A 21,996-nucleotide genomic window follows, 5' to 3' on the forward strand; every position below is an offset into this window, starting at 1 on the left:
ATGCCGCGCCGTGGGGACGGCGTACGTGGGAGCGACGAAGGGACGACGCGTGGCAGGCAAGCGCAAGGCAGCGGGTGCGGCGTCCTCGAGCGTCCAGGACAGGTCCTGGTCCGACCCCCTGCGGGCCCGCCTCGGGCGCAAGCCGAAGGGCGCCAGGCCGCCGATGACCTGGAAGCGCCGGCTGCGCAAGTACGCCGTGCGCGCGGGCGTCGCCTTCGTCGTCCTCGCCCTCGTCGCGGTGGCCGGGTTCGTCTGGCTCTACAAGACGATCGACATCCCCGACCCCAACGACGAGTTCCTCACCAACGCCTCGATCGTCTACTACGACGGCGACGGGAAGGAGGAGGTCGGGCGCTACGCGATCCAGAACCGCGAGTCGATCTCGCTCGACGAGATGCCCGAGACCCTCAAGCAGGCCGTGATCGCCGCCGAGGACCAGACCTTCTACTCCAACAACGGCATCGACTCCAGGGGCATCCTCCGCGCCGTCTTCAACAACGCCAAGGGCGGCTCGACCCAGGGCGCGTCGACGATCACCCAGCAGTACGTCAAGATCCTGTACCTGACCCAGGAGCAGTCCTACAAGCGCAAGGTCAAGGAAGCGATCCTGTCGCTGAAGATCCAGCGCGAGTACAGCAAGGACGAGGTGCTCGAGGGCTACCTCAACACCATCTACTTCGGCCGCGGGGCCTACGGCGTCCAGGCCGCGGCCCAGGCCTACTTCGACAAGCCGGCCAAGGACCTCGACCTGCGCGAGTCCGCGGTGCTCGCCAGCGTCCTCAACGACCCCAACGACCTCGACCCGGCCGACGGCAAGGACGCCCGGCGGGCGCTCAAGGGCCGCTACCAGTACGTGGTCGGGGCGATGGCCGAGACCGGCGACATCAGCGACGAGGAAGCCGACAAGGCGGCCAGGCGGCTGCCGGGCTTCCCGACGCAGGAGGCCGAGAGCACCTACGGCGGCCAGAAGGGCCACATGCTCACCCTGATCAAGGACGAGCTGCTCGACCTGCGCAACAAGGCCACCGGCGCGCGCTTCACCGAGGAGGAGATCGACGGCGGCGGCCTGCGGATCACCACGACGCTGACCCGCAAGGCGATGACGGCCCTCGAGGACGGTGTTACCGACGTCCGGCCCACCGAGGCCACCGACACCTTCACCAAGCCGGGGCAGCTGCACGTCGGCGCCGCGACGGTCGAGCCCGGGACCGGCGCGCTGCGCGGGTTCTACGGCGGCCAGGACTTCCTCGACTCCCAGATCAACTGGGCGGTCGCCGGCGGCCAGGCCGGCTCGACGTTCAAGCCGTTCGCGCTCGCGGCCGGCATCGACTCCGGCTTCTCCCTCAACGACCGGTTCGAGGGCAACTCGCCCTACGAGGCCGTCGACGGCACCGAGTTCGAGAACCAGGGCGACGAGGACTACGGCAGCTCGGTCGACCTGGTGCAGGCCACCGAGGACTCGATCAACACCGCCTTCATCGACCTGACGGTCTCCATGGACGACGGTCCGGAGAAGATCATCAAGACGGCCGAGAAGATGGGCATCCCGCCGGCCGAGCCGAAGCCCCGCAACCCCGGCATCCCCAACTTCACCGGCGGTCTGAAGGCGGAGACCGGTGTGGGGCTCGGCTCCCAGACGGTCAGCCCGATCAACATGGCCAACGGCTACGCCACCATCGCCGCCGGCGGCGAGGCGGCCGAGGTCTACCTGATCGAGGAGGTGACCAGCCAGGAGGGCGAGGTGCTCTACCAGCACCGCGAGGAGAAGCAGCGCGCGATCAGCGCCGACATCGCCGCCGACGTCGCCTACGCGATGCAGCAGGTCGTCGTGAGCGGGTCGGGCGACCTGGCCCGGATGGAGGACGGCCGCCCCGTCGCCGGCAAGACCGGCACGGCCACCAAGACCGGTGGCGCCGTCTCGTCGTCGTGGTTCGCCGGGTTCACCCCGCAGCTGTCCACCGCCGTGATGTACGTCCGCGGCCCGGGTAACGGCCAGCTCGACGGGTGGCTCCCGGACTCGCCCGAGGTCGGCAAGGACGGCTACTTCGGTGGCAACTACCCGGCCCGCACCTGGAACGCGATCATGACCCGCGAGCTCGACGGCCTGCCGGTCGAGGAGTTCCCCGAGCCGGTCTTCGTCGACGGCGAGGCCTACTCCGACGACAACGAGGAGTACGAACCGCCGGCGCCCGAGCCCGAGTACACCCCGCCGCCGCCGGAGAGCGGGGGCGGGGGCGGCGGTGAGGAGCCCGAGCCGGAGCCCGAGCCGGAGCCGGAGCCGGAGCCGGAGCCGACCCCTGACCCGCCGACGTCGGAGCCGCCCCCCGAGCCAGAGGAGCCCGAGGAGCCCGAGGAGCCGTGCGACGGCGTCCTCTGCCCGCCCACCGGCGAGCCCTCGCCCAGCGACCCGCCCAGCACCCAACCGGCGGCCACCGCAGGGCGCGAACGCGGGTGACGCACGTCCACGCCACCCGGGACGACCGGGTGGTGGCCTCGCTGAGCGAGGTGGTGGGTGGGCCCGTCGGCGACCACGCCGGTCCCGGACGCCGGTTCGGCGTGGTGGGGGTGCTGCTGGCGGTCACGGCGCTGACGTTCGCCCTCGGGCTGCTGTCGAAGACGGCGTGCGCCCAGGACGGGTGGCCGACCACGGGTGGCACCCGCTACACCCACGCCTGCGTCTCCGACGTGCCCGACGCCTACAGCGGCACCGGGCTCGCCGAGCTGGCCTGGCCGTGGTCGACCGACGGGGAGACCCGCGAGCGGCACGCCACCACCGAGGAGCCGGCGCTCGTCGGTCTCTGGTCCTACGCCGCCGCGCGCGTCACCCACGTCCTGAGCGGGTCGCCGGACGTGTCCGAGCGGCGGGTCCAGCCCGCGGGCACGGTGGCCGACAGCGCCGCGGTCGACGACGAACGCCGGCTGTTCGTGGTGGTCAACGCGGTGGGGTTCGCCCTCCTCGCACTGCTGGCGACGGCCGCCCTCGCCGCCGCCCACCGGAGGCGGCCCTGGGACGCCGCCGGGTTCGCCGCGGCGCCGGTGCTCGCGCTGGCGGGGGTCGTCTCCTGGGACCTGCTGCCCGTCGCGGCCGTCGCCGGCGCGCTGTGGGCGTGGTCGCGCGGGCGGACCGTCCTGGCCGGGGCCCTGGTCGGGGTCGGCGCGGCCGCCGGGGTGTGGCCGGTGCTGGTGCTGGCGGCGTACGTCGTGCTGTGCCTGCGCGACCGGCGCCCCGCCCTGGTGCTGCCGCCGGTGGTGACGGCGCTCGCGGCGTGGTCGGTGCTCAACGCGCCGGCCTTCCTGACCGGGCGCGCGCCGTGGGAGCGGTTCTGGGAGGCCGCCTGGGAGCGCGGGGCCGACCAGGGATCGGTCTGGACCGTCGTCGACCAGACCGCAGGGCTCTCGTCCGGGACCGCCCTGATCGTCGCCTGGACGCTGGTCGGGCTGTGGTCCGTCGGCATCGTGGCCATGGTCCTGCTCGCCCCCGCCCGGCCCCGCCTCAGCCAGGTGGCGCTCCTCCTGGTGGCCGGCGTGCTCGTGCTCGGCGTGGCCTACGAGCCCGAGCAGGCGCTGTGGCTCCTGCCGCTCGCCGCGCTCGCCCGGCCCCGCTGGCGCGACCTGCTCGTCTGGCAGGCGTGCGAGGCGGTGTACTTCGCGATGACCTGGTGGTGGCTCGGCGGCCTGCTCTCACCCGGCGGCAACGGCACGGCGGGCTTCTACTGGATCGCGATCGGCGTCCACCTCGCCGGCACCCTGTGGCTCGTCGCCGCCGTCGCCCGCGACGTGTGGTGGCCCGAGGACGACCCGGTGCGCGAGCCGGTCCCGACCTACGTGACGACGACCCGGTCGAACGTCGTCGCGGTGTAGCGGACCCGCACGTCGATCTCGTCGCCGACGTCGGGCACCCGGGCGCCGGTGGGCAGGAAGAGCATCGAGGCCTGCATGTGCGGCGGCTCGGCGAACAGCCGCTGCTTGCCGTCGATCGAGAACGGCGAGCGCACGAAGCCCACCGCGTCGAGGCCGCCGCGGGCCAGGGTGGCGGCCCGGGCCTTGATCGAGGAGTCGCCCGTCGGCGCCTCGAGCCCGATGCCGTGGGCGGTGCCGCCGCTGACGACGAGCAGGTGCCCCGACTTGGGGGCGGTGCGGGAGCGGTAGCCGAACGCGTCGCCGCGCTCGACCGCGTGCACGTCGAGCACGGTCGCGGTCACCGACAGCGCGCCGCGGTCGCCGAGCCACAGGCCGGTGCCGATGCGTGGGCGGATCGTGAAGTCGGCGTACGACGAGCGCAGGGCGTCGAGCTCACCGGCGGTGAGGTGGCTGACCCAGACCGTGTCGAGCCCGTCGAGACCCGCGCCGACCGCGTCGTTGAGGAGCCGGCGCACCTCGCCGAGGTGGGAGCCCTGGGCCAGCGGCAGGTGCAGTGCCAGGCCCTCGATCCGGGCGTGGTGGCGCCGTACGTGGTCGGCCGCCTCCCACAGCTCGCGGGCGGCGAACCCGTGCCGCTGCATCGAGGTCAGCAGCTCGAGCACGACCCGGGCGCCGGGCTGGCGGGTGAGCAGCGCGTCGACGTCGTCGACGCGGCCGACGGTGTGGATCACCCGGCGCGCGAGCGCGGGGTCGAGGTCGGGGACGAACGGCCGCCACGGGGTGAGCACGAGCAGCGAGCCGTCGAAGCGGTCGACGACCTCGGGCAGCTCCTCGTAGGTGCCGACCGCGATGGTGTCGGCGCCGAGCCACTGGCTCTTGCGGGCCAGCCGACCCGGGCCGAAGCCGTAGCCGTTGCCCTTGACCACCGGCACGAGTCCCGGCGTCGCGTCGGCGACGCCGCGCAGGTGGGCGCGCCAGCGCGGCCCGTCGGCGGTGAGTGTGAGGCCCATCAGGTCACCGCCTGCTCATGTAGAGGGAGAAGGCGCGGTAGAGCGGGCGGTTGAGGGGGAGGTCCCACTCGCCGGCGTGCTCGACGGCCTCGCCCCCGGTGCCCACCTTGAACTGGATCAGCCCCGCGTGCGGGTCGTCGGCGTCGAGGGTGTCGGTGATGCCGCGCAGGTCGTAGACGGCGGCGCCGGCCGCGAGGGCGTCGCGCACCATCGCCCACTGCACCGCGTTGGACCCGCGCACCTCGCGCTTCTCGGTCGAGGACGCGCCGTAGGAGTACCAGGCGTGCTCGCCGACGCGGATCGCGATGGTGGCGGCGACCAGGTCGCCCTGGTGGTGGGCGAACCACAGCCGGAGCCGCTCGGGACGCTCGGCGCAGAGGGCGTCGACCATGGTGCGGAAGTACGACAGCGGGCGCGGCGTGAAGTGGTCGCGCTCGGCGGTGTGGACGTAGAGGTCGTGGAAGGCCTTGAGGTCGGTGCCGACGTCGTGGGCGTCGGCGGTGGAGACCTCGACGCCCTCCTTGGCGGCCTTCTTGATGTTGCGGCGCCACAGCTGGTTCATGCCCTTGAGCACGTCGTCCTCGGTGCGGGGGGTGCCGTCGGGGTGGCGCAGCGGCACCTGGAAGACGTGCCGCGGCTGGCCGGCGGCGAACCCGCCCTCGACCGCCTGCGGCCGCCACCCCAGCTCGTGGAGCTGGCTGACCACCCGGGCGCCGACGGCGTCGCGGTCGGTGGGCGCGAGGTCGTCGAGGCGGCGTACGTCGGGGTCGGCGATGCCGGCCTTGATCGTGGCGGCGTCCCAGCGCCGGGTCACCACCGGCGGCCCGATCCGCACCCCGAAGGCGCCCTGCTCGCGCACGTGGGCCGCCAGCGGCCGCAGCCAGGGACCCAGGTCGTCGCTCGACCAGTCGAGCAGCGGACCCTCGGGCAGGTAGGCGAGGTAGCGCTTGACCCGGGGCAGCTGGCGGTAGAGCACCAGCGCCGCACCCACTTGGGTGCCGTCGGCGCCGAACCAGCCGATCGACTCGTGCCGCCACTCCGCCTTCACCAGACCCCACGCGGGGGTCTGGAGGAAGCTGGCCGAGGGCCGGGAGTCGACGAAGGCGAGGTGCTCGTCGGCCGAGGTCACGCGCACGTCGTAGGTCACCAGACCGAGGTTAGAGCCGGTCTCGCAGCCAGGCGAAGTCGGCCGTGTGCTCGGCGGCCCCGCCCGGGGTCTCGCAGACCACCGGCGCGCCGGCCTCGCGGACCACCGCGGCGAGCAGGTCGGGGTCGATCTTGCCGGCCCCGAAGTTGGCGTGCCGGTCGGCGCCGGAGTCGAACTCGTCGCGGCTGTCGTTGCAGTGCACCAGGTCGATCCGCCCGGTGATGCGGCGTACGTCGTCGACGACGCTCTCGAGCGCGTTGCCGCCGGCGTGGGCGTGGCAGGTGTCGAGGCAGAAGCCCACCTGGTCGGCGCCCTCGGCCCGCGAGATCGCCTCCCACACGCGCCCGATGCGGTCGAGGTAGCGGGTCATCGCGTTGTCGCCGCCGGCGGTGTTCTCGATGAGCAGCGGCAGCTTGAGGTCGGTGGCCTCGATGGCCTTGCGCCAGTTGTCGAACCCCTTCTCGGGGTCGTCGTCCTTGCCGACGTGACCGCCGTGCACGATCAGGCCCTTGGCACCGATGGCGGCTGCGGCGTCGACGTGCTGCTGGAGCAGCTTGCGGCTGGGGATGCGGATGCGGTTGTTGGTGGTGGCGACGTTGACGATGTAGGGCGCGTGGACGTAGAGGTCGACGCCGGCCGCCTCGGCGTCGGCGCGCAGACCCTCGGCGCCGCCGGCGTAGCGGAGCTCGGGACCCTGGTAGCCCTGCGGGTCGCCCAGGAAGAACTGCACCAGCGGCGCCTCGCGGGCGCTGGCCTCGGCGAGCGGGTCGGTCTGGTCGACGTGGGCGCCGATCGCGGGCTGGCTCATGGCAGCACTCTAGGAACCCCCACCGACATCCCGTCGTCCCAGGTACGACGGGTGTGAGGCTGCCGCGGCACGGGCACGTTCTCTACCATTCGTCTCGCGGCCTCGGGACTCCGCCCGACCTGCAGCACCGCCTCGACCGGGAGCCCTGATGAGCAGCATCCGCATCCAGTCCGCCGACCGCACCTGGTCGGCCGACTCGACCGAGGGCGCCCGCGTGTTCCGGATCGGTCGCGACGCCAACGCCGACATCGTGGCCACCGACCCGTCGGTCTCGCGCCGCCACGCCGAGATCCGCGCCCTCGGCGAGGGCTGGGAGGTCGTCGACACCGGCTCCTCCCTGGGCACCTGGGTCAACGGCCGCCGCGTCGAGCGGGCCGCGCTGCAGGGCACCACCGCCATCGGGTTCGGCGACCAGGGACGCTCCTTTCAGCTCACCGTGACCGTGAGCGCCCCGGCCGCCGCCCCGCCGCCGGCCCCGCCGGCCCAGGACCCCCTGGCGGCACCGCCGCCGGCCCACCCCGGCCCCCCGTCGTACGACGCCCCGCCCGGGCCGTCGTACGTGCCCGGGCCGCCGCCCACCCAGCAGTTCGGCCAGCAGCCCGGCCAGGGGCCCGGCCAGGGGCAGGGCCCCTACACCGCTGAGCACAACCCGCTGCTGGAGCAGACGATGGTCACCGGCGCCATCACCGGGCTGCCCGGCCTCTCCGGACCGGGCCTGCTCGTGCGCCGGCGCGTCGGCGGTGACCTGCGCTTCCCCGGCGGCGTACCGGTGCGGATCGGCCGCGACCCCGCGCTCGAGGTGCACGCCGACGACCAGGCGGTCTCCCGGCTGCACGCCGTCGTCGAGCCCCGCCCCGACGGCTGGTGGTGGGTCGACCGGTCGACCGCAGGGACGTTCGTCGACGGCGAGCGGGTGACGTCGTTCCGGATCGACGAGCCGCTCGAGGTCAGCCTGGGCCACCCCACGGCCGGCTACGAGCTCGAGGTGGTGCCGGTGGTCGCGGCCGGCCAGGCCTCCGCGGGGCTGAAGCGCCGCAAGCGCCGGCGGAACCTGGTCGGGGTGGCCGCCGCCGTGGTCGGCCTGCTGGCCGTCCTGGGCCTCACCTGGGGCGTGGTCGCGCTGGTCGACGACGACGAACCCGCCGACGTCGCACGCGGCGGCGACCCCACCGACACCTCCTCGCCCACGGTCGACCGGGCCGCGGCGCTCGACCGCGCCAAGGCGGCCACCGTGCTCCTCCAGGCGACCGACGAGAGCGGCCAGGTGCTGTGGTCGGGCTCGGGGTCGGTGATCAGCGAGGACGGCCTGATCCTCACCAACGCCCACGTCGGCGACCCCGACGCGCCCGGACAGGGCTCCACGGAGGTCGACCCGGCGTTCCTCACCGTCTCGCTGACCACCGGGGGCGACGACGACGCCCCCGCCGAGGCGCTCTACCGCGCCAACCCGATCGTCTCCGACGGCTACCTCGACGTAGCCGTGCTCCAGATCGACGCCGACATCGACGGCAACGAGATCGACCCCGCCGAGCTCGACCTGCCCGAGCCGCTCCCCATCGGCGACAGCGACGCCGTGCGCACCGGCGACCGGATCATCGCGCTCGGCTACCCGGCCATCGGCAACGTCACCGCGCAGGGCGACCGTCCGCTCACCGTCACCGAGGGCGTGGTCTCCACCTTCCAGGCCGACCCCGTGATCGGCACCGACCGCGGCTCCATCGACAGCGACGTCCGGCTCGGGTCCGGCAACTCGGGTGGACCGTCGATCAACGAGGCCGGCGAGATCATCGGGCTGAACACCCGCGTCATCACCGCCGCCTCCATGGACGCCGGCTCCATCACCCAGGGCTCCGCCCTGATCGTGCCGGTCAACCTCGCCGACGAGGTGCTCGGGATCGCCGAGGACGGCGGTGACCCCGACTACGTCTCGCCCTACCTCGACGAGATGCCCACCGACCCCGGCCTGCCGACCGACGCCGTCGTCGTCGCCAACGGCTGGGCCGCCGACGGCGACGAGGGCAGCTGCGCGGCGACCAGCGAGCCCGGCACGGCCCAGGAGCTGCCCGGGGTCGCGGTCGGCGACACCGTGCACGCCGAGTTCACCCTCGAGGGCGTCCCCACCGGGCTGCCGCTCTCGGTCGACTTCTACCTCGACGACGGCAGCCGGGTCGACACCCTCTCCGGCGTCTGGGACGGCGACGAGGCGCCCACCTGCATCTCCGCCCCGCTGACCCTCGAGGGCGACGTCCCCGGCGTGACCGCCGTGCTCAGCCTCGGCCAGGAGGGCGACGTCACCGTCGAGAACCCTGTCCTCTTCTCCGACCGCTAGGCCGGCCTGCGGCCCGGTCACCTCGCCAGGAGCCAGAGGGCGCCCGTCGACGTGGCCGCGGTCGACGTCACGAACGCCGAGCCGAGCAACCAGGCGGGTGCGGTCGGGCGGGTGGGGCGGGCGGTGCGCCGGGCGGTGGGGAGCGGGACGGCGACGTCGGCGAGCCGGTCGGGCACCCGCGGACGGCACCACGGCCGTCCCGGGGCGACCGCGTCGAGCCGGCGGCGGGCGTCGAGGGCGCCGGCCGGCCGGCGTGCCGGGTCGGCGGAGGTGAGGTCGGCGACCAGCGGGTCCAACGCGCTCGGCGCACGGCCGAGGAGTCGGCGAGCCGTGACGCCGCCGGCGTACAGGTCCTGGCGCGGGTCGGGCGGCGCGCCCGCGAGCTGCTCGGGCGCCGCGTAGCCCTCGGTGCCGACGGTGACCAGCGGCTCGGACGGGTCGCCGAGGACGGCCGCGACCCCGAAGTCGCCGATCCGCAGGTGCGGGCGGGCGCGGCCGGTCGCGTCGAGCAGCAGGTTGGCCGGCTTGACGTCGCGGTGGACGACGCCGGCGGCGTGCACCGCGGCCAGCCCGTCGAGCAGCTGGCCGAGCAGCTCGGCGACGTACGCCGCCGGCAGCGGCTCGCCCGAGCGGTCGGCGAGCAGGTCGGCCACCGAGCCGCCGTGGGCCAGCTCCATCGCGAACGCCACCCGCTCGTCGTCGGCGACCCAGCCGGTCGGCGCGGTGACGTGCGGGTGCCGGATCCGCACCGACTGCTCGCGCACGAACCGGAGCAGGTGGCCCGAGTCGTGGCGGCGCAGCACCTTGACCGCGACGAAGCGCTGCTCGCGCAGGTCCCAGGCCCGCCACACCGCGCCCATGCCGCCGGCGCCGACGACGTCGAGCAGGTGGTAGCGCCCGGCGAGCGGCGGGTCGGCGTAGGACATGCGCCGACCGTGCCACGACCGGGTCCGTCGCGGCGGCGCTCCTCCACAGGCCCCCTGCGGCCGGCACCGCCCCCACCGGCCGGCACGGGCGTGGAGTTGGGCGGGCCCGGCCGCCCGCGCTACTCTCTCCTGTCCTCGTCCGCGCCCACCGACGGGCCGCCGTGCGAGGACGAAGTTGTACAGCCCTCCTGCCACGGAGAGACCGTGGCCGCCGAAGTCCACAGGAGGTGGAGACCGCTGTGCGTTCCTATGAAGTGATGGTCATCCTCGAGCCCAGCCTCGAGGAGCGGACCGTCGAGCCGTCGCTCGACAAGTACCTCAACGTCATCCGCAAGGACGGCGGCACCGTCGACAAGATCGAGGTGTGGGGCCGTCGTCGCCTCGCCTACCAGATCAAGAACGCCGACGGGGTCAAGAACTCCGAGGGCATCTACGCCGTGATCAACCTGCAGGCCGAGCCGGCCACGGTCAAGGAGTTCGACCGCCAGCTCGGGCTCAACGAGTCGATCCTGCGCACGAAGGTCATGCGCCCCGACGCTCACTGAGCGTGCCGGTCGCCCTCCACCTTGTGGAGGACGGCTACCGCTTGTCGGCGGCTCGCGCGACGATGAGCCCCGACATCAACGGATCACCAAACCCTAGGGAGACCTGACATGGCCGGCGAGACCGTCATCACCGTGGTCGGCAACCTCGTCGACGACCCGGAGCTGCGCTTCACCCCGTCCGGGGCTGCGGTCGCCAACTTCCGGATCGCCTCGACGCCCCGCACGTTCGACAAGAACACCAACGAGTGGGTCGATGGCGAGGGCCTGTTCCTGTCGTGCGCGATCTGGCGCCAGGCTGCGGAGAACGTGGCCGAGTCGCTCCAGAAGGGCATGCGGGTCGTCGTCCAGGGCCGGCTCAAGCAGCGCAGCTACGAGACCCGTGAGGGCGAGAAGCGCACGGTCTACGAGCTCGACGTCGAAGAGGTCGGTCCCTCGCTGAAGTTCGCGACCGCCAAGGTCGTCCGTGCCGGCCGTCAGGGCGGCGGGGGCGGCTACTCCGGCGGTGGCGGCAACGGCGGCGGTGGCGGTGGCGGCGGTGGCTACTCCGGCGGTGGCGGCGGCCAGTCCGAGGACCCGTGGGCCACCCCCGCGCCCAGCCAGGGCGGCGGCGGCCAGGGCGGTCCGGGCGGACCCGGCGGCCAGGGTGGGCAGGGCGGCGGACGTCCGCCGGCCAACGACCCGTGGGCCGCTCCCGGCGTGGGCTCCGACGAGCCCCCGTTCTGAACAACCCATCCAGACAACCTCAACCATTCCGGCGTGAGCCGGGCTTCTAGAGAGGAAGCACCACAATGGCCAAGGCAATCCTGCGCAAGCCGAAGAAGAAGGTCTGCCAGTTCTGCAAGGAGAAGGCGACCGGTGTCGACTACAAGGACACCACCCTGCTCCGCAAGTTCATCTCCGACCGCGGCAAGATCCGTGCGCGGCGCGTGACCGGCAACTGCGTCCAGCACCAGCGCGACGTGGCCATCGCGGTCAAGAACGCCCGCGAGCTGGCCCTGCTGCCCTACACCTCCACCGGTCGCTGAGAGAGGAGTCGACACCATGAAGCTCATCCTCACCCAGGAGGTCGACGGACTCGGTTCGCCGGGCGACGTCGTCGAGGTCAAGGACGGCTACGGCCGCAACTACCTCATCCCGCGCAACGTCGCGGTCCGCTGGACCCGTGGCGGCCAGAAGCAGGTCGAGTCGATCAAGGCCGCCCGCGCCAGCCGCTCGGTGCGCGACCACGACCACGCCGACCAGATCAAGGCCAAGCTCGAGGCCGCGACGGTCGACGTCAAGGTCCGGGCCGGCGCCAACGGTCGCCTGTTCGGCACCGTCACGCTGACCGAGCTGGCCGGCGCGCTGGCCGACGTCGCCGGGGAGAGCGTCGACAAGCGCACGATCGTGGTCACCAACCCGATCAAGTCGCTCGGCGCCCACTCGGTCACGGTCAAGCTGCACGACGAGGTCACGGCCACCGTGGCGCTCAACGTCATCCCCGCCTGACGCACCACGCTCCGGCACTCGACGGCCGCCCCCGGGACTCCCGGTGGGCGGCCGTCGTGCTCGTGCAGCGCACCCTCAGCCGAGCCGCGCGTTGAGCCGGGCGGCCTGGCGCGTCAGGTGGTCCCGCTCGGCGAGGTTGGACGCCTCGTGGGCGGCGCGGGCGTAGAGCCGCGCGGCCATGACCTGGTCGCCGGCCCGCTCGTGCAGGTACGCCGCCACGGCGGAGCGCCGCGGAAGGCCCTCGTCGAGGGGCGCCAGGGCGGCCAGGCCGGCGTGCGGCCCGTCGGCCTCGCCGACCGCGACGGCCCGGTTGAGACGGACGACGGGGGTGTCGGTGAGCCGCAGCAGCTCGTCGTACCACTCGACGACCTGCACCCAGTCGGTCTCCTCGGCGGTGGGCGCGTCGGCGTGCAGCGCGGCGATCGCCGCCTGCGCCTGGAACTCGCCCAACCGGTCCCGGGCGAGGGCCGCCTGCAGGATCGCGACGCCCTCGGCGATCGCGCGGGTGTCCCACCGGCTGCGGTCCTGCTGGGCGAGGGTGACCAGGCTGCCGTCGGGAGCGGTGCGGGCGGCGCGGCGCGCGTGGTGCAGCAGCATCAGCGCGAGCAGGCCGGCCACCTCGCTGTGGGCGGGGTGCGCCGCGGGCAGCGCCGCCGCCAGCTGCCGGGTGAGCCGGATCGCCTCGGCGGCGAGGTCGACGTCGCCGGAGTAGCCCTCGTTGAAGACCAGGTAGAGCACCCGCAGCACGGTGGCGACGTCGCCGGGCTGGTCGAGGCGCACGCCCGCGACGGTGCGCTTGGCCCGGCTGATCCGCTGGGCCATCGTCGGCTCCGGCACCAGGTAGGCCTGGGCCACCTGGCGCGTCGTGAGCCCACCGACGGCCCGCAGGGTGAGCGCCACCGCCGACGCCGGCGTCAGCGACGGGTGGGCGCACAGGAAGTAGAGCTGGAGCGTGTCGTCGGAAGCCGGCGCGGAACCGGGCGCCGGCTCGTCCTCGACGCGCTCCTCGCGCCGCCGGCGGGCCGTGTCGGCCCGGGCGGCGTCGAGGAACCGGCGCCAGGCCACCGTGACCAGCCAGGCCTTGGCGTCGCGCGGCGGGTCGGCCGGCCAGACCCGGACGGCCTCGACCATCGCGTCCTGGACGGCGTCCTCGGCCGTCGCGAAGTCGGCGCCGCGGCGGACGAGGACGCCGAGCACCCCCGGTGCGAGGCTGCGCAGCAGGACCTCGTCCACCTCGAGGCTCACCGCAGCGTCACTCGGCGATCGTGGGGGGTGCGGTGAGGAACGGCCGCACCTCGAGCCACTCGTGGATCGGCGCGCCGCCGGCCCCGGGGGCGGCAGACAGCTCGCCCGCGAGCTCGACGGCGCGCTCGTGGCTGTCGACGTCGATGATCATCCAGCCGGCGATCAGGTCCTTGGTCTCGGCGAACGGGCCGTCGGTGACCGGCGGGCGACCCTCGCCGTCGTAGCGGACCCACGAGCCCTCGGGGGCGAGCGCCTGGCCGTCGACGAACTCGCCGGACTCCTCCAGCCGGGCCGCGAAGTCGTTCATGTAGGCGACGTGGTCGGCGATCTCCTGGGGCGTCCAGCGGTCCATCGGGACGTCGTTGACCGCCGCCGGGGCGCCGCGGTAGTGCTTGAGCAGCAGGTACTTGGCCATCGTGTTCTCCTCGGTGCTGGGGCGACCCGTCTGGTCGCCCTCGACCCTGGGACGGAACCGGTCACGCCTTCTCGACATCGTCCCCCGACGAGCTCGTGGCGGTCCGCGGAGCCGGGGGAGGGGCGCCGGCCCAGGGCCGGCCGGCGTACCAGAACAGCAGGACGACCACGACGGTCGGGACGAGCCCGACCAGGAAGCTGGCCAGGTCGGTCAGGCTCTCCACGCCGCCGCCGAAGATGAGCACCGGCAGGGTGGCCACGACGGCCAGGGCGAGCACCAGGGCCCCCCACCAGGTGGCGGCCACCTGCTCGCGGGCCTCGGTGGCGGCGCGGCCGAGGACCACGCAGAGCAGCAGGTAGCAGCCGAGCTTGGGGAGGTTGAGCGCCCAGGCGACGGCCTCGTCGCCGTCCTCGAGCGCCTCGACCACCGCGGGGACCCAGAGCGGCACCGACACCGCGGTGGCCAGCAGCGCGAGCACCAGCAGGGTCGAGCGCAGCTCGAGCCGGGCCGGGAGCCCCCGGACGCCGACGACCACCAGGACCCAGCCGAGCGGGTCGGCGAGCAGGTCGAAGCCACCGGCCTCGGCGTACAGCAGGTGGATGACCATGCCCATGGCGATCGCCTGCAGCGGCTTCACGCGGCCACCCTAGGGCCGGTCCGCAGCCACGCGTCGCCCCGGGCCCGGTGCACCAGGGTGACGAGGCGCCCGGTCATGAACAGCCCCGCGAACAGCACCCACACGGCCACCAGGCCGGCGTCGGCCCAGGCGGCGGCGGCGAGCGTGGCGGGGGCGTAGACCAGCGCCACGACGAGGCCGGCCCAGGCCAGGTAGCGGCCGTCGCCGGCGCCGATGAGGACGCCGTCGAGCACGAACACGACCCCGGCGATCGGCTGCCCGAGCGCCGCGACGACCAGGACCGGCCAGAGCAGCGACGGCACGTCGGGATCCTCGGTGAACAGCGACCCCAGCAGCGGGCTGGTCACCGCGAGCGCGAGACCGGTCACGATCCCGCTCGCCCAGCCCCACGTGACCATCCGCCGGGTGAGCGCCCGGGCCCCCTCGACGTCACCGGCGCCGAGTGCCCGGCCGGTGATCGCCTGGGCGGCGATCGCGATCGCGTCGAGCACGAACGCCAGGAACCCCCACAGCGTCATCGCGAGCTGGTGGGTGGCGATCTCGTCAGGGTCGCCGCCCGAGCCGACCGCGACGGCGTACGTCGTGACGAGCAGCGCGGCGCGCAGGGTGAGGGTCCGCACGACCAGGGCGACGCCGGCGCGCGCGGCTGCCCGGACGCCGGAGGGGTCGGGTCGCAGCGGCGCGCCGTGACGGCGGGCACCGCGGACGACGACGTAGGTGAGCGCGGCTGCCGAGGCGACCTGGGCGACGACCGAGCCCCACGCCGAGCCGGCGATGCCGATGCCGGCGAACGAGCCGACGCCGTGGACCAGCACGACGTTGAGCACGACGTTGAGCGCGTTGCCGCCGATCGCGACGACGAGCGGCGTGCGGGTGTCCTGGAGCCCGCGGAGCACGCCGGTCGCGGCCAGCATCACCAGCAGCGGGGCGGTGCCGAGGAAGGCGATCCGCAAGTAGGTGACGGCGTACCCCCGCACCGGGTCGCCGACGCCGAACGCGTCGACCAGGGGACCGGTGAGGGCGACGCCGGCGACGGTGATCGCGGCGCCGAGCGCGACCGCGAGCCAGATCCCGTCGACGCCCAGCGCGATGGCCCCGCGGCGGTCGCCGGCGCCGAGCAGCCGGGCGACCCCGGCCGTGGTGCCGTAGGCCAGGAAGACGCACAGGCCGACCGCGGTCTGGAGCACCGCGGCCGCGATGCCCAGCCCGGCGAGCTCGGCGGTGCCGAGGTGGCCGACCACCGCGGCGTCGGTGAGCAGGAACAGGGGCTCGGCGACCAGGGCGAGGAACGCCGGCCAGGCCAGGCGGAGGATCTCCCGGTCGGTGGCACGCACTCGTAGCACACTAGTGAGGGGGGCGCGCCGGATTCCTCAGGAACCGGTGGAAAACCACGCCGGACTTGTGGATGACCGATCGGGAGAGCCGCCATGTCGACAAACCTCCCGGACACGCCGTGTGACCGCGCGGTGAACGAAAAATCTTCTTGAGATTCTGGTTCCACACCGTGTGAGGCGGCATTTCCGCAGGTCAGCGGCCTGCCAGCGCAGATCGGGTCGCGCTGCTCCACAGGTTGCTCCCCAGGCTGTGCACACGGTGGCGCGTGTCGTCCACGGCCCTGACCGAGTTATCCCCAGGGCCTGTGGACAGGCCGCTGTCGCGCGGGCGCTGCGGGGCCTAGGTTCGGGGCTCTCGTCCCCCCGCACGTGGTGCCCGTCCCCGGCTCGACGCGGCGCGGATCGACCGTGCGTTCGAATTGTCGGTGGCCACCCCTACCGTCGGTCCTGCCTGCCAGCACCACCCTGTCCGTCCCCATCAGCGCCGATCCGTGGAGCCACCGTGAGCGTCACCGAGTCCGACAACCGGGGCTCGTCCGAGCCGCCGTACGACGGACCGGGCGACCCCTGGGGCGACGGCCCGATGCCCTTCGAGCCGGGCTCGGCGCCCCGGTCGGCCGGCGACCGCACCCCGCCCCAGGACATGGCCGCCGAGCAGTCGGTGCTCGGCTCGATGCTGATCTCCAAGGACGCGGTGGCCGAGGTCTCCGAGGTGCTGCGCGGCAACGACTTCTACCGCCCCAGCCACGAGGTCATCCACGACGCGATCATCGACCTCTTCGGCCGGGGCGAGCCGGTCGACATGATCACCGTCGCCGCCGAGCTCCAGCGCCGCGGCGAGCTCGCCAAGGTCGGCGGTGCGTCCTACCTGCACACCCTCGCCGCCAACGTGCCGATCGCCGCCAACGCCGAGTTCTACGCCCAGATCGTCCACGAGAAGGCGATCCTGCGCCGCCTGGTCGACGCCGGCACCCGGATCGCCCAGTACGGCTACGCCGGCGAGGGCCAGGTCGACGACATCGTCGACCGCGCGCAGGCCGAGATCTACCAGATCACCGACAAGCGCAGCTCGGAGGACTACTCGCCGCTCAGCGACATCATGGAGGGCGTCCTCGACGAGATCGAGGCGATCAGCAACCGCGAGGCCGGCCTCTACGGCGTCCCGACCGGGTTCGCCGACCTCGACGACCTGACCAACGGCCTGCACTCCGGCCAGATGATCATCGTCGCGGCCCGTCCCGCCATGGGGAAGTCGACCTTCGCGCTCGACCTGTGTCGCTCGGCGTCGATCGCCAACAACCTCACCAGCTGCTTCTTCAGCCTGGAGATGACGCGCTCGGAGATCACGATGCGACTGCTGTCGGCCGAGGCGAAGATCCCGCTCAACCACATCCGCAACGGCAACATGCAGGAGGGCGACTGGGACAAGCTCGCCCGACACATGGGCAAGGTGTCCTCGGCGCCGATGTTCATCGACGACAGCCCCAACATGACGATGATGGAGATCCGGGCCAAGGCGCGACGCCTCAAGCAGCGCCACGACCTCAAGCTCATCGTCATCGACTACATGCAGCTGATGAGCTCGGGCAAGAAGGTCGAGTCACGCCAGCTCGAGGTCTCGGAGTTCTCCCGCCAGATCAAGCTGCTCGCCAAGGAGCTCGAGCTGCCGATCATCGCGCTCTCCCAGCTCAACCGTGGCCCCGAGCAGCGCGGCGACAAGCGCCCGATGATGAGCGACCTGCGCGAGTCCGGCTCCCTCGAGCAGGACGCCGACATGGTGATCCTGCTGCACCGCGACGACGTCTACGAGAAGGAGTCGACCCGCCCCGGCGAGGCCGACCTGCTCGTCGTCAAGCACCGCAACGGCGCCACCCGCGACATCACGGTGGCCTTCCAGGGCCACTACTCACGCTTCGTCGACATGGCGCACTGACCGGTGCCGGTGCCGGTGCCGGTGCCGGTGGTCCGGCCCGACGCCCCCACGACAGCGCCCCGACCTCGCCGCACTCCCCACCCCTGGCCGATCGGTCAGACTTCCACCGTTCCCCGGACGCGGTGCCCCCGCCGAGCCACGATGGCGCCGTGCTGAGAACCCCGGTCGTCTCCCTGTCCCTGCTCGCGGCGGTCGCGTCGGCCACCCTCGTCGGGTCGCCCACGGCGGCCCAGGCCACCGGGCCCGGCCCCGAGCCCGTGAAGGTCACGCGGGTCGCGGCCGCCGAGCGGGCCACCCCGAGCGGCACCGAGGTGACCGTCGGCTACACCGTGGAGAACCGCGCCCCGGCACCGACGACGGCGCGGTTCGTGCGCTTCTACCTGGTCGCCGAGGACGGCACCCTGACCCTGTTCGGCCGGGCGTCCGCCCCGCGGATCGGCGCCGGCAAGAGCGTCGTCGCGACCAGGACCCGCAAGCTCCCGGTCGGCCACCGCTTCAACGAGGGTGACTACCGCGTCGCGGTCTGCTGGTCCCGGCACCCGGAGGCGGTCTGCAAGGTCGGCGCGACGACGAGGGCGACCATCACCATCGCCCCGTCCCGGCTGACCGCGGACGACGACATCGTCGCCGTCCCGATGCCCGCGGTCTTCCTGCCGGAGTCGCCCACGCGCCGCCAGGTAGCCGCACTCCGCGTGGCCGAGCCCTCGGACACCGCGCGCGTCGTCCTCACCAACACCGGCCAGACCCGCACCGGGCGCCTGGCGCTGGCGATCGAGGCCGGCGGGTCGAGCCTGCCGCCCCTGCTCGGGGGCCGTGCCGCCGAGCCGTCCACCAACTTCCAGGTCGCGGCCACGACCTGCAAGATCTCCCTCAGGCCCGGACGCAGCTGCACCGTCGACGTGTCCCGCGTCGAGGGCGGCGACCCGTTCGCCTCCGACCGGCTCGTCGTCCGCGGTGCCCGTGGCGCCGTCGCCGGGGTCGACCTGGTCGCGCCGGTGCGCCTCACGCCGATGACCCACGACTTCGGCGACGTCGAGGTCTCCGAGTCCGCGGCACAGACCTACGTCCTGCACAACGACAGCAACGAGGCCGTGTCGGTGCACGACGGCCTGCTGAGCGACACCGACAGCTTCTCCTTCGGCTTCGCGGGCGACGCCTCCTTCACCTGCGACGACTACGACCCCGAGACGTCCGAGCCGCGCTCGATCCCCGCGGGCGGTTCCTGCACCGCCACCGTGATCTTCGCGCCGCAGGCGGTCGGCGACCGCACGGGGTTCCTGGCCCTGCTGACGACCGGTGGGCCCGCGCTGGCGGCCATGACGGGCACCGGCACCCCCGGCGACGCCCCGACCGAGGTCCGTCCGGGTGCCCGGAGCTTCGGCCTCACGAGCTGACAGCACCGGGCGCGCGTCGACCTCGTGGGTTCGAGAGGCTGCTCCCCGGGACGGGCAGGGTGGAGGTCATGACGCACAGCGACTACGACCAGTGGGCCGAGGCCTACGCCGCTGCGAACGCCGAGGGCTTCTTCAACAGGTGGTACGAGAAGCCGGCGATGCTGGGCCTCCTGGGCGACGTGACCGGGCACCGGGTCCTCGATGCCGGGTGCGGGTCCGGTCCGACCAGCGTCGCGATGACCGAACGTGGCGCCGACGTCAGCGGCTTCGACCTCAGCGCCGCGATGATCGAGATCGCCCGCCGCAGCCTCCCCGAGACGGACCTGCGGGTGCACGACCTGGCCGAGCAGCTGCCCTGGCAGGACGCGACCTTCGACACCGTGGTGGCGTCCTTGGTCCTGCACTACCTGTCGGACTGGTCGGGCCCGTTGTCCGAGCTCCGCCGGGTGCTCACCCCCGGCGGCCGGCTGCTGGTCTCGGTCAACCACCCCGGCGCGTTCCCGATCGTGCACCCGGACCTGGAGTACTTCGGGATCACCGAGTACACCGAGGACTACGACTTCGCCGGCACCAGCGTGGACCTCACCTTCTTCCACCGGCCCCTGAGCGACATGGCGGGATCGTTCGCCGAGGCCGGCTTCCGGATCGTCGGGATCCACGAGCCGCCGGCCGACCCCGACACCCCCGCCGAGGTGCTGCCTCCGGGCCTGCAGCCAGGGGAGAGGTTCATGGGTTTCCTCTTCTTCGACCTCGAGGCGCTCTGAGTCCTGGGCACCCTGCTGGTCGAGGTGGTCGCGGCCTGGTGCGCGTCGTCGTCGTCACCGCGGGGTTCGCCTCGCTCGCGGTCGCCACCGTGGGTGCCGCGGGCTGAGCACCCCCTGCGACCTGCCGGGGCCCTTGACAAGAATAATTGTCAAGGGCACGCTGGCGGGATGCAGGACATCGAGGTCATCGAGGACGCCGACGCAGCGGCCGCCGCGCTCGACCCGGTCCGGGCGCGGCTGCTCGGCGAGCTGGCCGTCCCGGCGTCGGCTGCCGGGCTGGCCGCCAAGGTCGGGATCACGCGCCAGAAGGTCAACTACCACCTCAAGGCCCTGGAGGCGCACGGCCTGGTGCGGCTCTCCGACGAGCGTCGGCACGGCGGCATCACCGAGCGGGTGCTGCAGGCCTCCGCGGCGTCGTACGTCGTGTCGCCGGCGGCCGTCAGCGCGTCCGCGGCCGACCCGGACGCCAACGCCGACCACCTGTCGGCGGGCTACCTCGTCGCGCTGGCCGGCCGGCTGGTGCGCGAGGTCGGCACCCTGGCACGCCGGGCCGGCGCGTCCGGCAGGCGCCTGCCCACCCTGACGATCGACACGCAGATCGGCTTCGCCTCGGCCGCCGACCGGGCCGCCTTCGCCGACGACCTGACCGCCGCGGTGCTCGACCTGGCCGCCCGCTACCACCACGACGACGGGCGCCCGCACCGGCTCGTCGTCGCCGCCCACCCCCTTCCCGAGGAGACCTCATGAGCACGACACCGACCGTCCCGTACCGCCTGGAGTTCAGCGTCGAGGTGCCCGGCACCCCGGAGCAGGTCTGGCAGGCCGTCGCCACCGCCAGGGGCATGAGCGCCTGGTTCCTGCCCACGGAGCTGGAGGAGCGCGAGGGCGGCTCCCTGCACTTCTCCATGGGCCCCGAGATGGGCTCGGACGGACGGGTCACCGGCTGGGAGCCGCCGCGCCGTCTCGCCTACGAGGAGGACTGGGCCGCCCTGATGGGCAAGGACCCGGACTCGCTCAGCCCGCTCACCTCGGAGTTCCTCGTCGAGGCGCAGTCCGGCGGCACCTGCGTCGTGCGGGTCACCAGCAGCGGCTTCGGGACCGGCGCCGCCTGGGAGTCGGAGTGGTGGGACGACATGGGCTCCAGCTGGATGCCGTTCTTCGACAACCTGCGCCTCTACCTGTCGCACTTCCCCGGCCAGGAGGCCACCCAGCTCGAGGCCAGCGCCTCCCACCCCCGCGACGCGGCCGCGCTCTGGTCGACCCTGCGCGACGCCCTCGAGCTCGGCGAGGTGGGCACGGCGGTCGACCTGCGGGGCGCCACCGGCACGGTCGAGCGGGTCGGCGAGCGGCAGGCGCTGGTCCGGCTCGACGCACCGGTGCCCGGGATGCTCAGCGTCTTCACGCACGCCATGGGCGACGGCGAGGCGCTGGCGGGCGTGCGGGCGTACCTGTTCTCCGCCGACGCGGCCGACCACGTACGCCGCGAGGAGCCGGCCTGGCAGGCGTGGCTGCAGGGCCTGTCCGTCCCGGCCTGAGTCGGGCCGCCCCGCGTCCGGCCCCCGGCTACCGTGCCGCCCATGGAGCTGATCGAGGCCGCCTCCGCCGAGCTCGAGCGCGTCGTACGCCGGCTGCCGGACTCCTCGTGGGACCGGCCGACCCCGTCGGACATGCCCGTCCGCGACCTGGTCGAGCACCTCGTCGTCGGGAACAGGTTCACCGCGCTGCTGCTGGCGGGGGTGGGGCGCGACGACGCCCGCGCCGCGCTCGGCGGCGACCAGCTCGGCGACGACGCCCTCGCGGCGGTGGTCGCGTCGTCCCGCAGCCAGGCGGACGCCTTCGCCGCCACGGCACCCGACCAGACCGTGCCCGGCCCTCGCGGCGACATCCCTGCCGGCGCGTTCCTCCGCTTCCGCCTGGTCGACCTCGTCGTCCACGCCTGGGACCTGCTCCGCGCGGCCGACCTCGACGAGACGCTCGACCCGGCGGTCGTCGACGGGCTGTGGCGCCTCGTGGAGCCCCACCTCGACGAGATGCTCGCCTCCGGCGCGTACGGCGCCGGCCCGAGCGGCACCCTCCCGGCCACCGCGCCCCTGCAGCTCCGGCTCCTCGACGCGTTCGGACGCCGGCCCTAGCCGCGGCCGGCACCCCGGCCCGAGACCG

Annotated in this window: 21 protein-coding genes; 13 read left to right on the forward strand and 8 right to left on the reverse strand. The window is 73.7% G+C overall.

Translation table 11 applies throughout. The features are described from left to right. Positions 1-49: 49 nt before the first annotated feature. Both AC4MBH_RS15690 and AC4MBH_RS15695 read left to right on the forward strand, forming a co-directional pair. Positions 50-2,455 (forward strand): transglycosylase domain-containing protein, encoded by a 2,406-nt coding sequence (locus AC4MBH_RS15690; RefSeq protein WP_491795844.1) that lies wholly within the window; start codon positions 50-52, stop codon positions 2,453-2,455. Next, positions 2,452-3,861: a glycosyltransferase family 87 protein gene (locus AC4MBH_RS15695; protein WP_491795845.1), complete on the forward strand. Its 1,410-nt coding sequence runs from the start codon at positions 2,452-2,454 to the stop codon at positions 3,859-3,861. The genes AC4MBH_RS15690 and AC4MBH_RS15695 overlap by 4 nt, the downstream gene beginning before the upstream one ends. On the opposite strand, the gene AC4MBH_RS15700 is transcribed toward AC4MBH_RS15695, so the two are convergent. From AC4MBH_RS15700 to AC4MBH_RS15710, 3 genes are read right to left on the reverse strand one after another with little or no spacing between them, the layout of a single operon-like run. Further along, the gene (locus tag AC4MBH_RS15700; protein WP_491795846.1) at positions 3,822-4,871 is read right to left on the reverse strand and encodes an alanine racemase; all 1,050 of its coding nucleotides are present in this window, start codon (positions 4,869-4,871) and stop codon (positions 3,822-3,824) included. The two genes, AC4MBH_RS15695 and AC4MBH_RS15700, sit on opposite strands and share 40 nt — an antisense overlap. Before the next feature lie 4 nt (positions 4,872-4,875). Further along, the gene (locus tag AC4MBH_RS15705) at positions 4,876-6,018 is read right to left on the reverse strand and encodes a lipid II:glycine glycyltransferase FemX (RefSeq protein WP_491795847.1); all 1,143 of its coding nucleotides are present in this window, start codon (positions 6,016-6,018) and stop codon (positions 4,876-4,878) included. Between the two features lie 10 nt (positions 6,019-6,028). After that, positions 6,029-6,826, reverse strand: a complete 798-nt coding sequence (locus AC4MBH_RS15710) for a deoxyribonuclease IV (protein WP_491795848.1) — start codon at positions 6,824-6,826, stop codon at positions 6,029-6,031. A 148-nt stretch (positions 6,827-6,974) separates the two neighbouring features. Between AC4MBH_RS15710 and AC4MBH_RS15715 the strand changes: the two genes are divergently transcribed. After that, positions 6,975-9,155, forward strand: a complete 2,181-nt coding sequence (locus tag AC4MBH_RS15715; protein WP_491795849.1) for an FHA domain-containing protein — start codon at positions 6,975-6,977, stop codon at positions 9,153-9,155. Positions 9,156-9,172: 17 nt separating this feature from the next. On the opposite strand, the gene AC4MBH_RS15720 is transcribed toward AC4MBH_RS15715, so the two are convergent. Beyond that, positions 9,173-10,081: a serine/threonine-protein kinase gene (locus AC4MBH_RS15720; protein ID WP_491795850.1), complete on the reverse strand. Its 909-nt coding sequence runs from the start codon at positions 10,079-10,081 to the stop codon at positions 9,173-9,175. Between the two features lie 239 nt (positions 10,082-10,320). Between AC4MBH_RS15720 and rpsF the strand changes: the two genes are divergently transcribed. From rpsF to rplI, 4 genes are all read left to right on the forward strand, one after another. Then, positions 10,321-10,626, forward strand: coding sequence for a 30S ribosomal protein S6 (gene rpsF, locus AC4MBH_RS15725; protein WP_491795851.1), 306 nt, complete (start codon positions 10,321-10,323; stop codon positions 10,624-10,626). Positions 10,627-10,734: 108 nt separating this feature from the next. Beyond that, positions 10,735-11,349 carry a single-stranded DNA-binding protein gene (locus tag AC4MBH_RS15730; RefSeq protein ID WP_491795852.1) on the forward strand — a complete coding sequence of 205 codons (615 nt, stop codon included), beginning with the start codon at positions 10,735-10,737 and terminating at the stop codon, positions 11,347-11,349. A 65-nt stretch (positions 11,350-11,414) separates the two neighbouring features. Further along, positions 11,415-11,651, forward strand: coding sequence for a 30S ribosomal protein S18 (gene rpsR, locus AC4MBH_RS15735; RefSeq protein ID WP_056603689.1), 237 nt, complete (start codon positions 11,415-11,417; stop codon positions 11,649-11,651). A gap of 16 nt (positions 11,652-11,667) precedes the next feature. Next, positions 11,668-12,114, forward strand: coding sequence for a 50S ribosomal protein L9 (gene rplI, locus AC4MBH_RS15740; RefSeq protein WP_491795853.1), 447 nt, complete (start codon positions 11,668-11,670; stop codon positions 12,112-12,114). Between the two features lie 75 nt (positions 12,115-12,189). Here rplI and AC4MBH_RS15745 read toward each other — a convergent pair whose 3' ends face one another. The 4 genes from AC4MBH_RS15745 to AC4MBH_RS15760 all read right to left on the reverse strand — a co-directional run bounded on the left by AC4MBH_RS15745 (position 12,190) and on the right by AC4MBH_RS15760 (position 15,745). Further along, the gene (locus AC4MBH_RS15745) at positions 12,190-13,359 is read right to left on the reverse strand and encodes an RNA polymerase sigma factor (RefSeq protein ID WP_491795854.1); all 1,170 of its coding nucleotides are present in this window, start codon (positions 13,357-13,359) and stop codon (positions 12,190-12,192) included. A 7-nt stretch (positions 13,360-13,366) separates the two neighbouring features. Then, positions 13,367-13,774 (reverse strand): YciI family protein, encoded by a 408-nt coding sequence (locus AC4MBH_RS15750; RefSeq protein ID WP_491795855.1) that lies wholly within the window; start codon positions 13,772-13,774, stop codon positions 13,367-13,369. 61 nt (positions 13,775-13,835) lie between these two features. Further along, positions 13,836-14,411: a hypothetical protein gene (locus AC4MBH_RS15755; RefSeq protein WP_491795856.1), complete on the reverse strand. Its 576-nt coding sequence runs from the start codon at positions 14,409-14,411 to the stop codon at positions 13,836-13,838. After that, positions 14,408-15,745 (reverse strand): MATE family efflux transporter, encoded by a 1,338-nt coding sequence (locus tag AC4MBH_RS15760; protein WP_491795857.1) that lies wholly within the window; start codon positions 15,743-15,745, stop codon positions 14,408-14,410. The genes AC4MBH_RS15755 and AC4MBH_RS15760 overlap by 4 nt, the downstream gene beginning before the upstream one ends. Before the next feature lie 583 nt (positions 15,746-16,328). On the opposite strand from AC4MBH_RS15760, the gene dnaB reads away from it, so the two are divergent. From dnaB to AC4MBH_RS15790, 6 genes are all read left to right on the forward strand, one after another. Beyond that, the gene (gene dnaB / locus AC4MBH_RS15765; RefSeq protein WP_491796153.1) at positions 16,329-17,678 is read left to right on the forward strand and encodes a replicative DNA helicase; all 1,350 of its coding nucleotides are present in this window, start codon (positions 16,329-16,331) and stop codon (positions 17,676-17,678) included. Positions 17,679-17,827: 149 nt separating this feature from the next. Continuing rightward, positions 17,828-19,072, forward strand: a complete 1,245-nt coding sequence (locus AC4MBH_RS15770; protein WP_491795858.1) for a hypothetical protein — start codon at positions 17,828-17,830, stop codon at positions 19,070-19,072. A gap of 68 nt (positions 19,073-19,140) precedes the next feature. After that, a complete protein-coding gene (locus AC4MBH_RS15775; protein ID WP_491795859.1) occupies positions 19,141-19,836 on the forward strand; it encodes a class I SAM-dependent methyltransferase in 696 nt (231 codons plus the stop codon). 168 nt (positions 19,837-20,004) lie between these two features. After that, the gene (locus AC4MBH_RS15780) at positions 20,005-20,583 is read left to right on the forward strand and encodes a winged helix-turn-helix domain-containing protein (RefSeq protein WP_491795860.1); all 579 of its coding nucleotides are present in this window, start codon (positions 20,005-20,007) and stop codon (positions 20,581-20,583) included. After that, the gene (locus AC4MBH_RS15785; protein WP_491795861.1) at positions 20,580-21,371 is read left to right on the forward strand and encodes an SRPBCC family protein; all 792 of its coding nucleotides are present in this window, start codon (positions 20,580-20,582) and stop codon (positions 21,369-21,371) included. Before AC4MBH_RS15780 ends, AC4MBH_RS15785 begins: the two co-directional genes overlap by 4 nt. Positions 21,372-21,413: 42 nt before the next feature. After that, positions 21,414-21,968 carry a TIGR03086 family metal-binding protein gene (locus AC4MBH_RS15790; protein ID WP_491795862.1) on the forward strand — a complete coding sequence of 185 codons (555 nt, stop codon included), beginning with the start codon at positions 21,414-21,416 and terminating at the stop codon, positions 21,966-21,968. Positions 21,969-21,996: the final 28 nt, after the last annotated feature.

It is taken from the genome of Nocardioides sp. WJ219, from assembly GCF_058559815.1.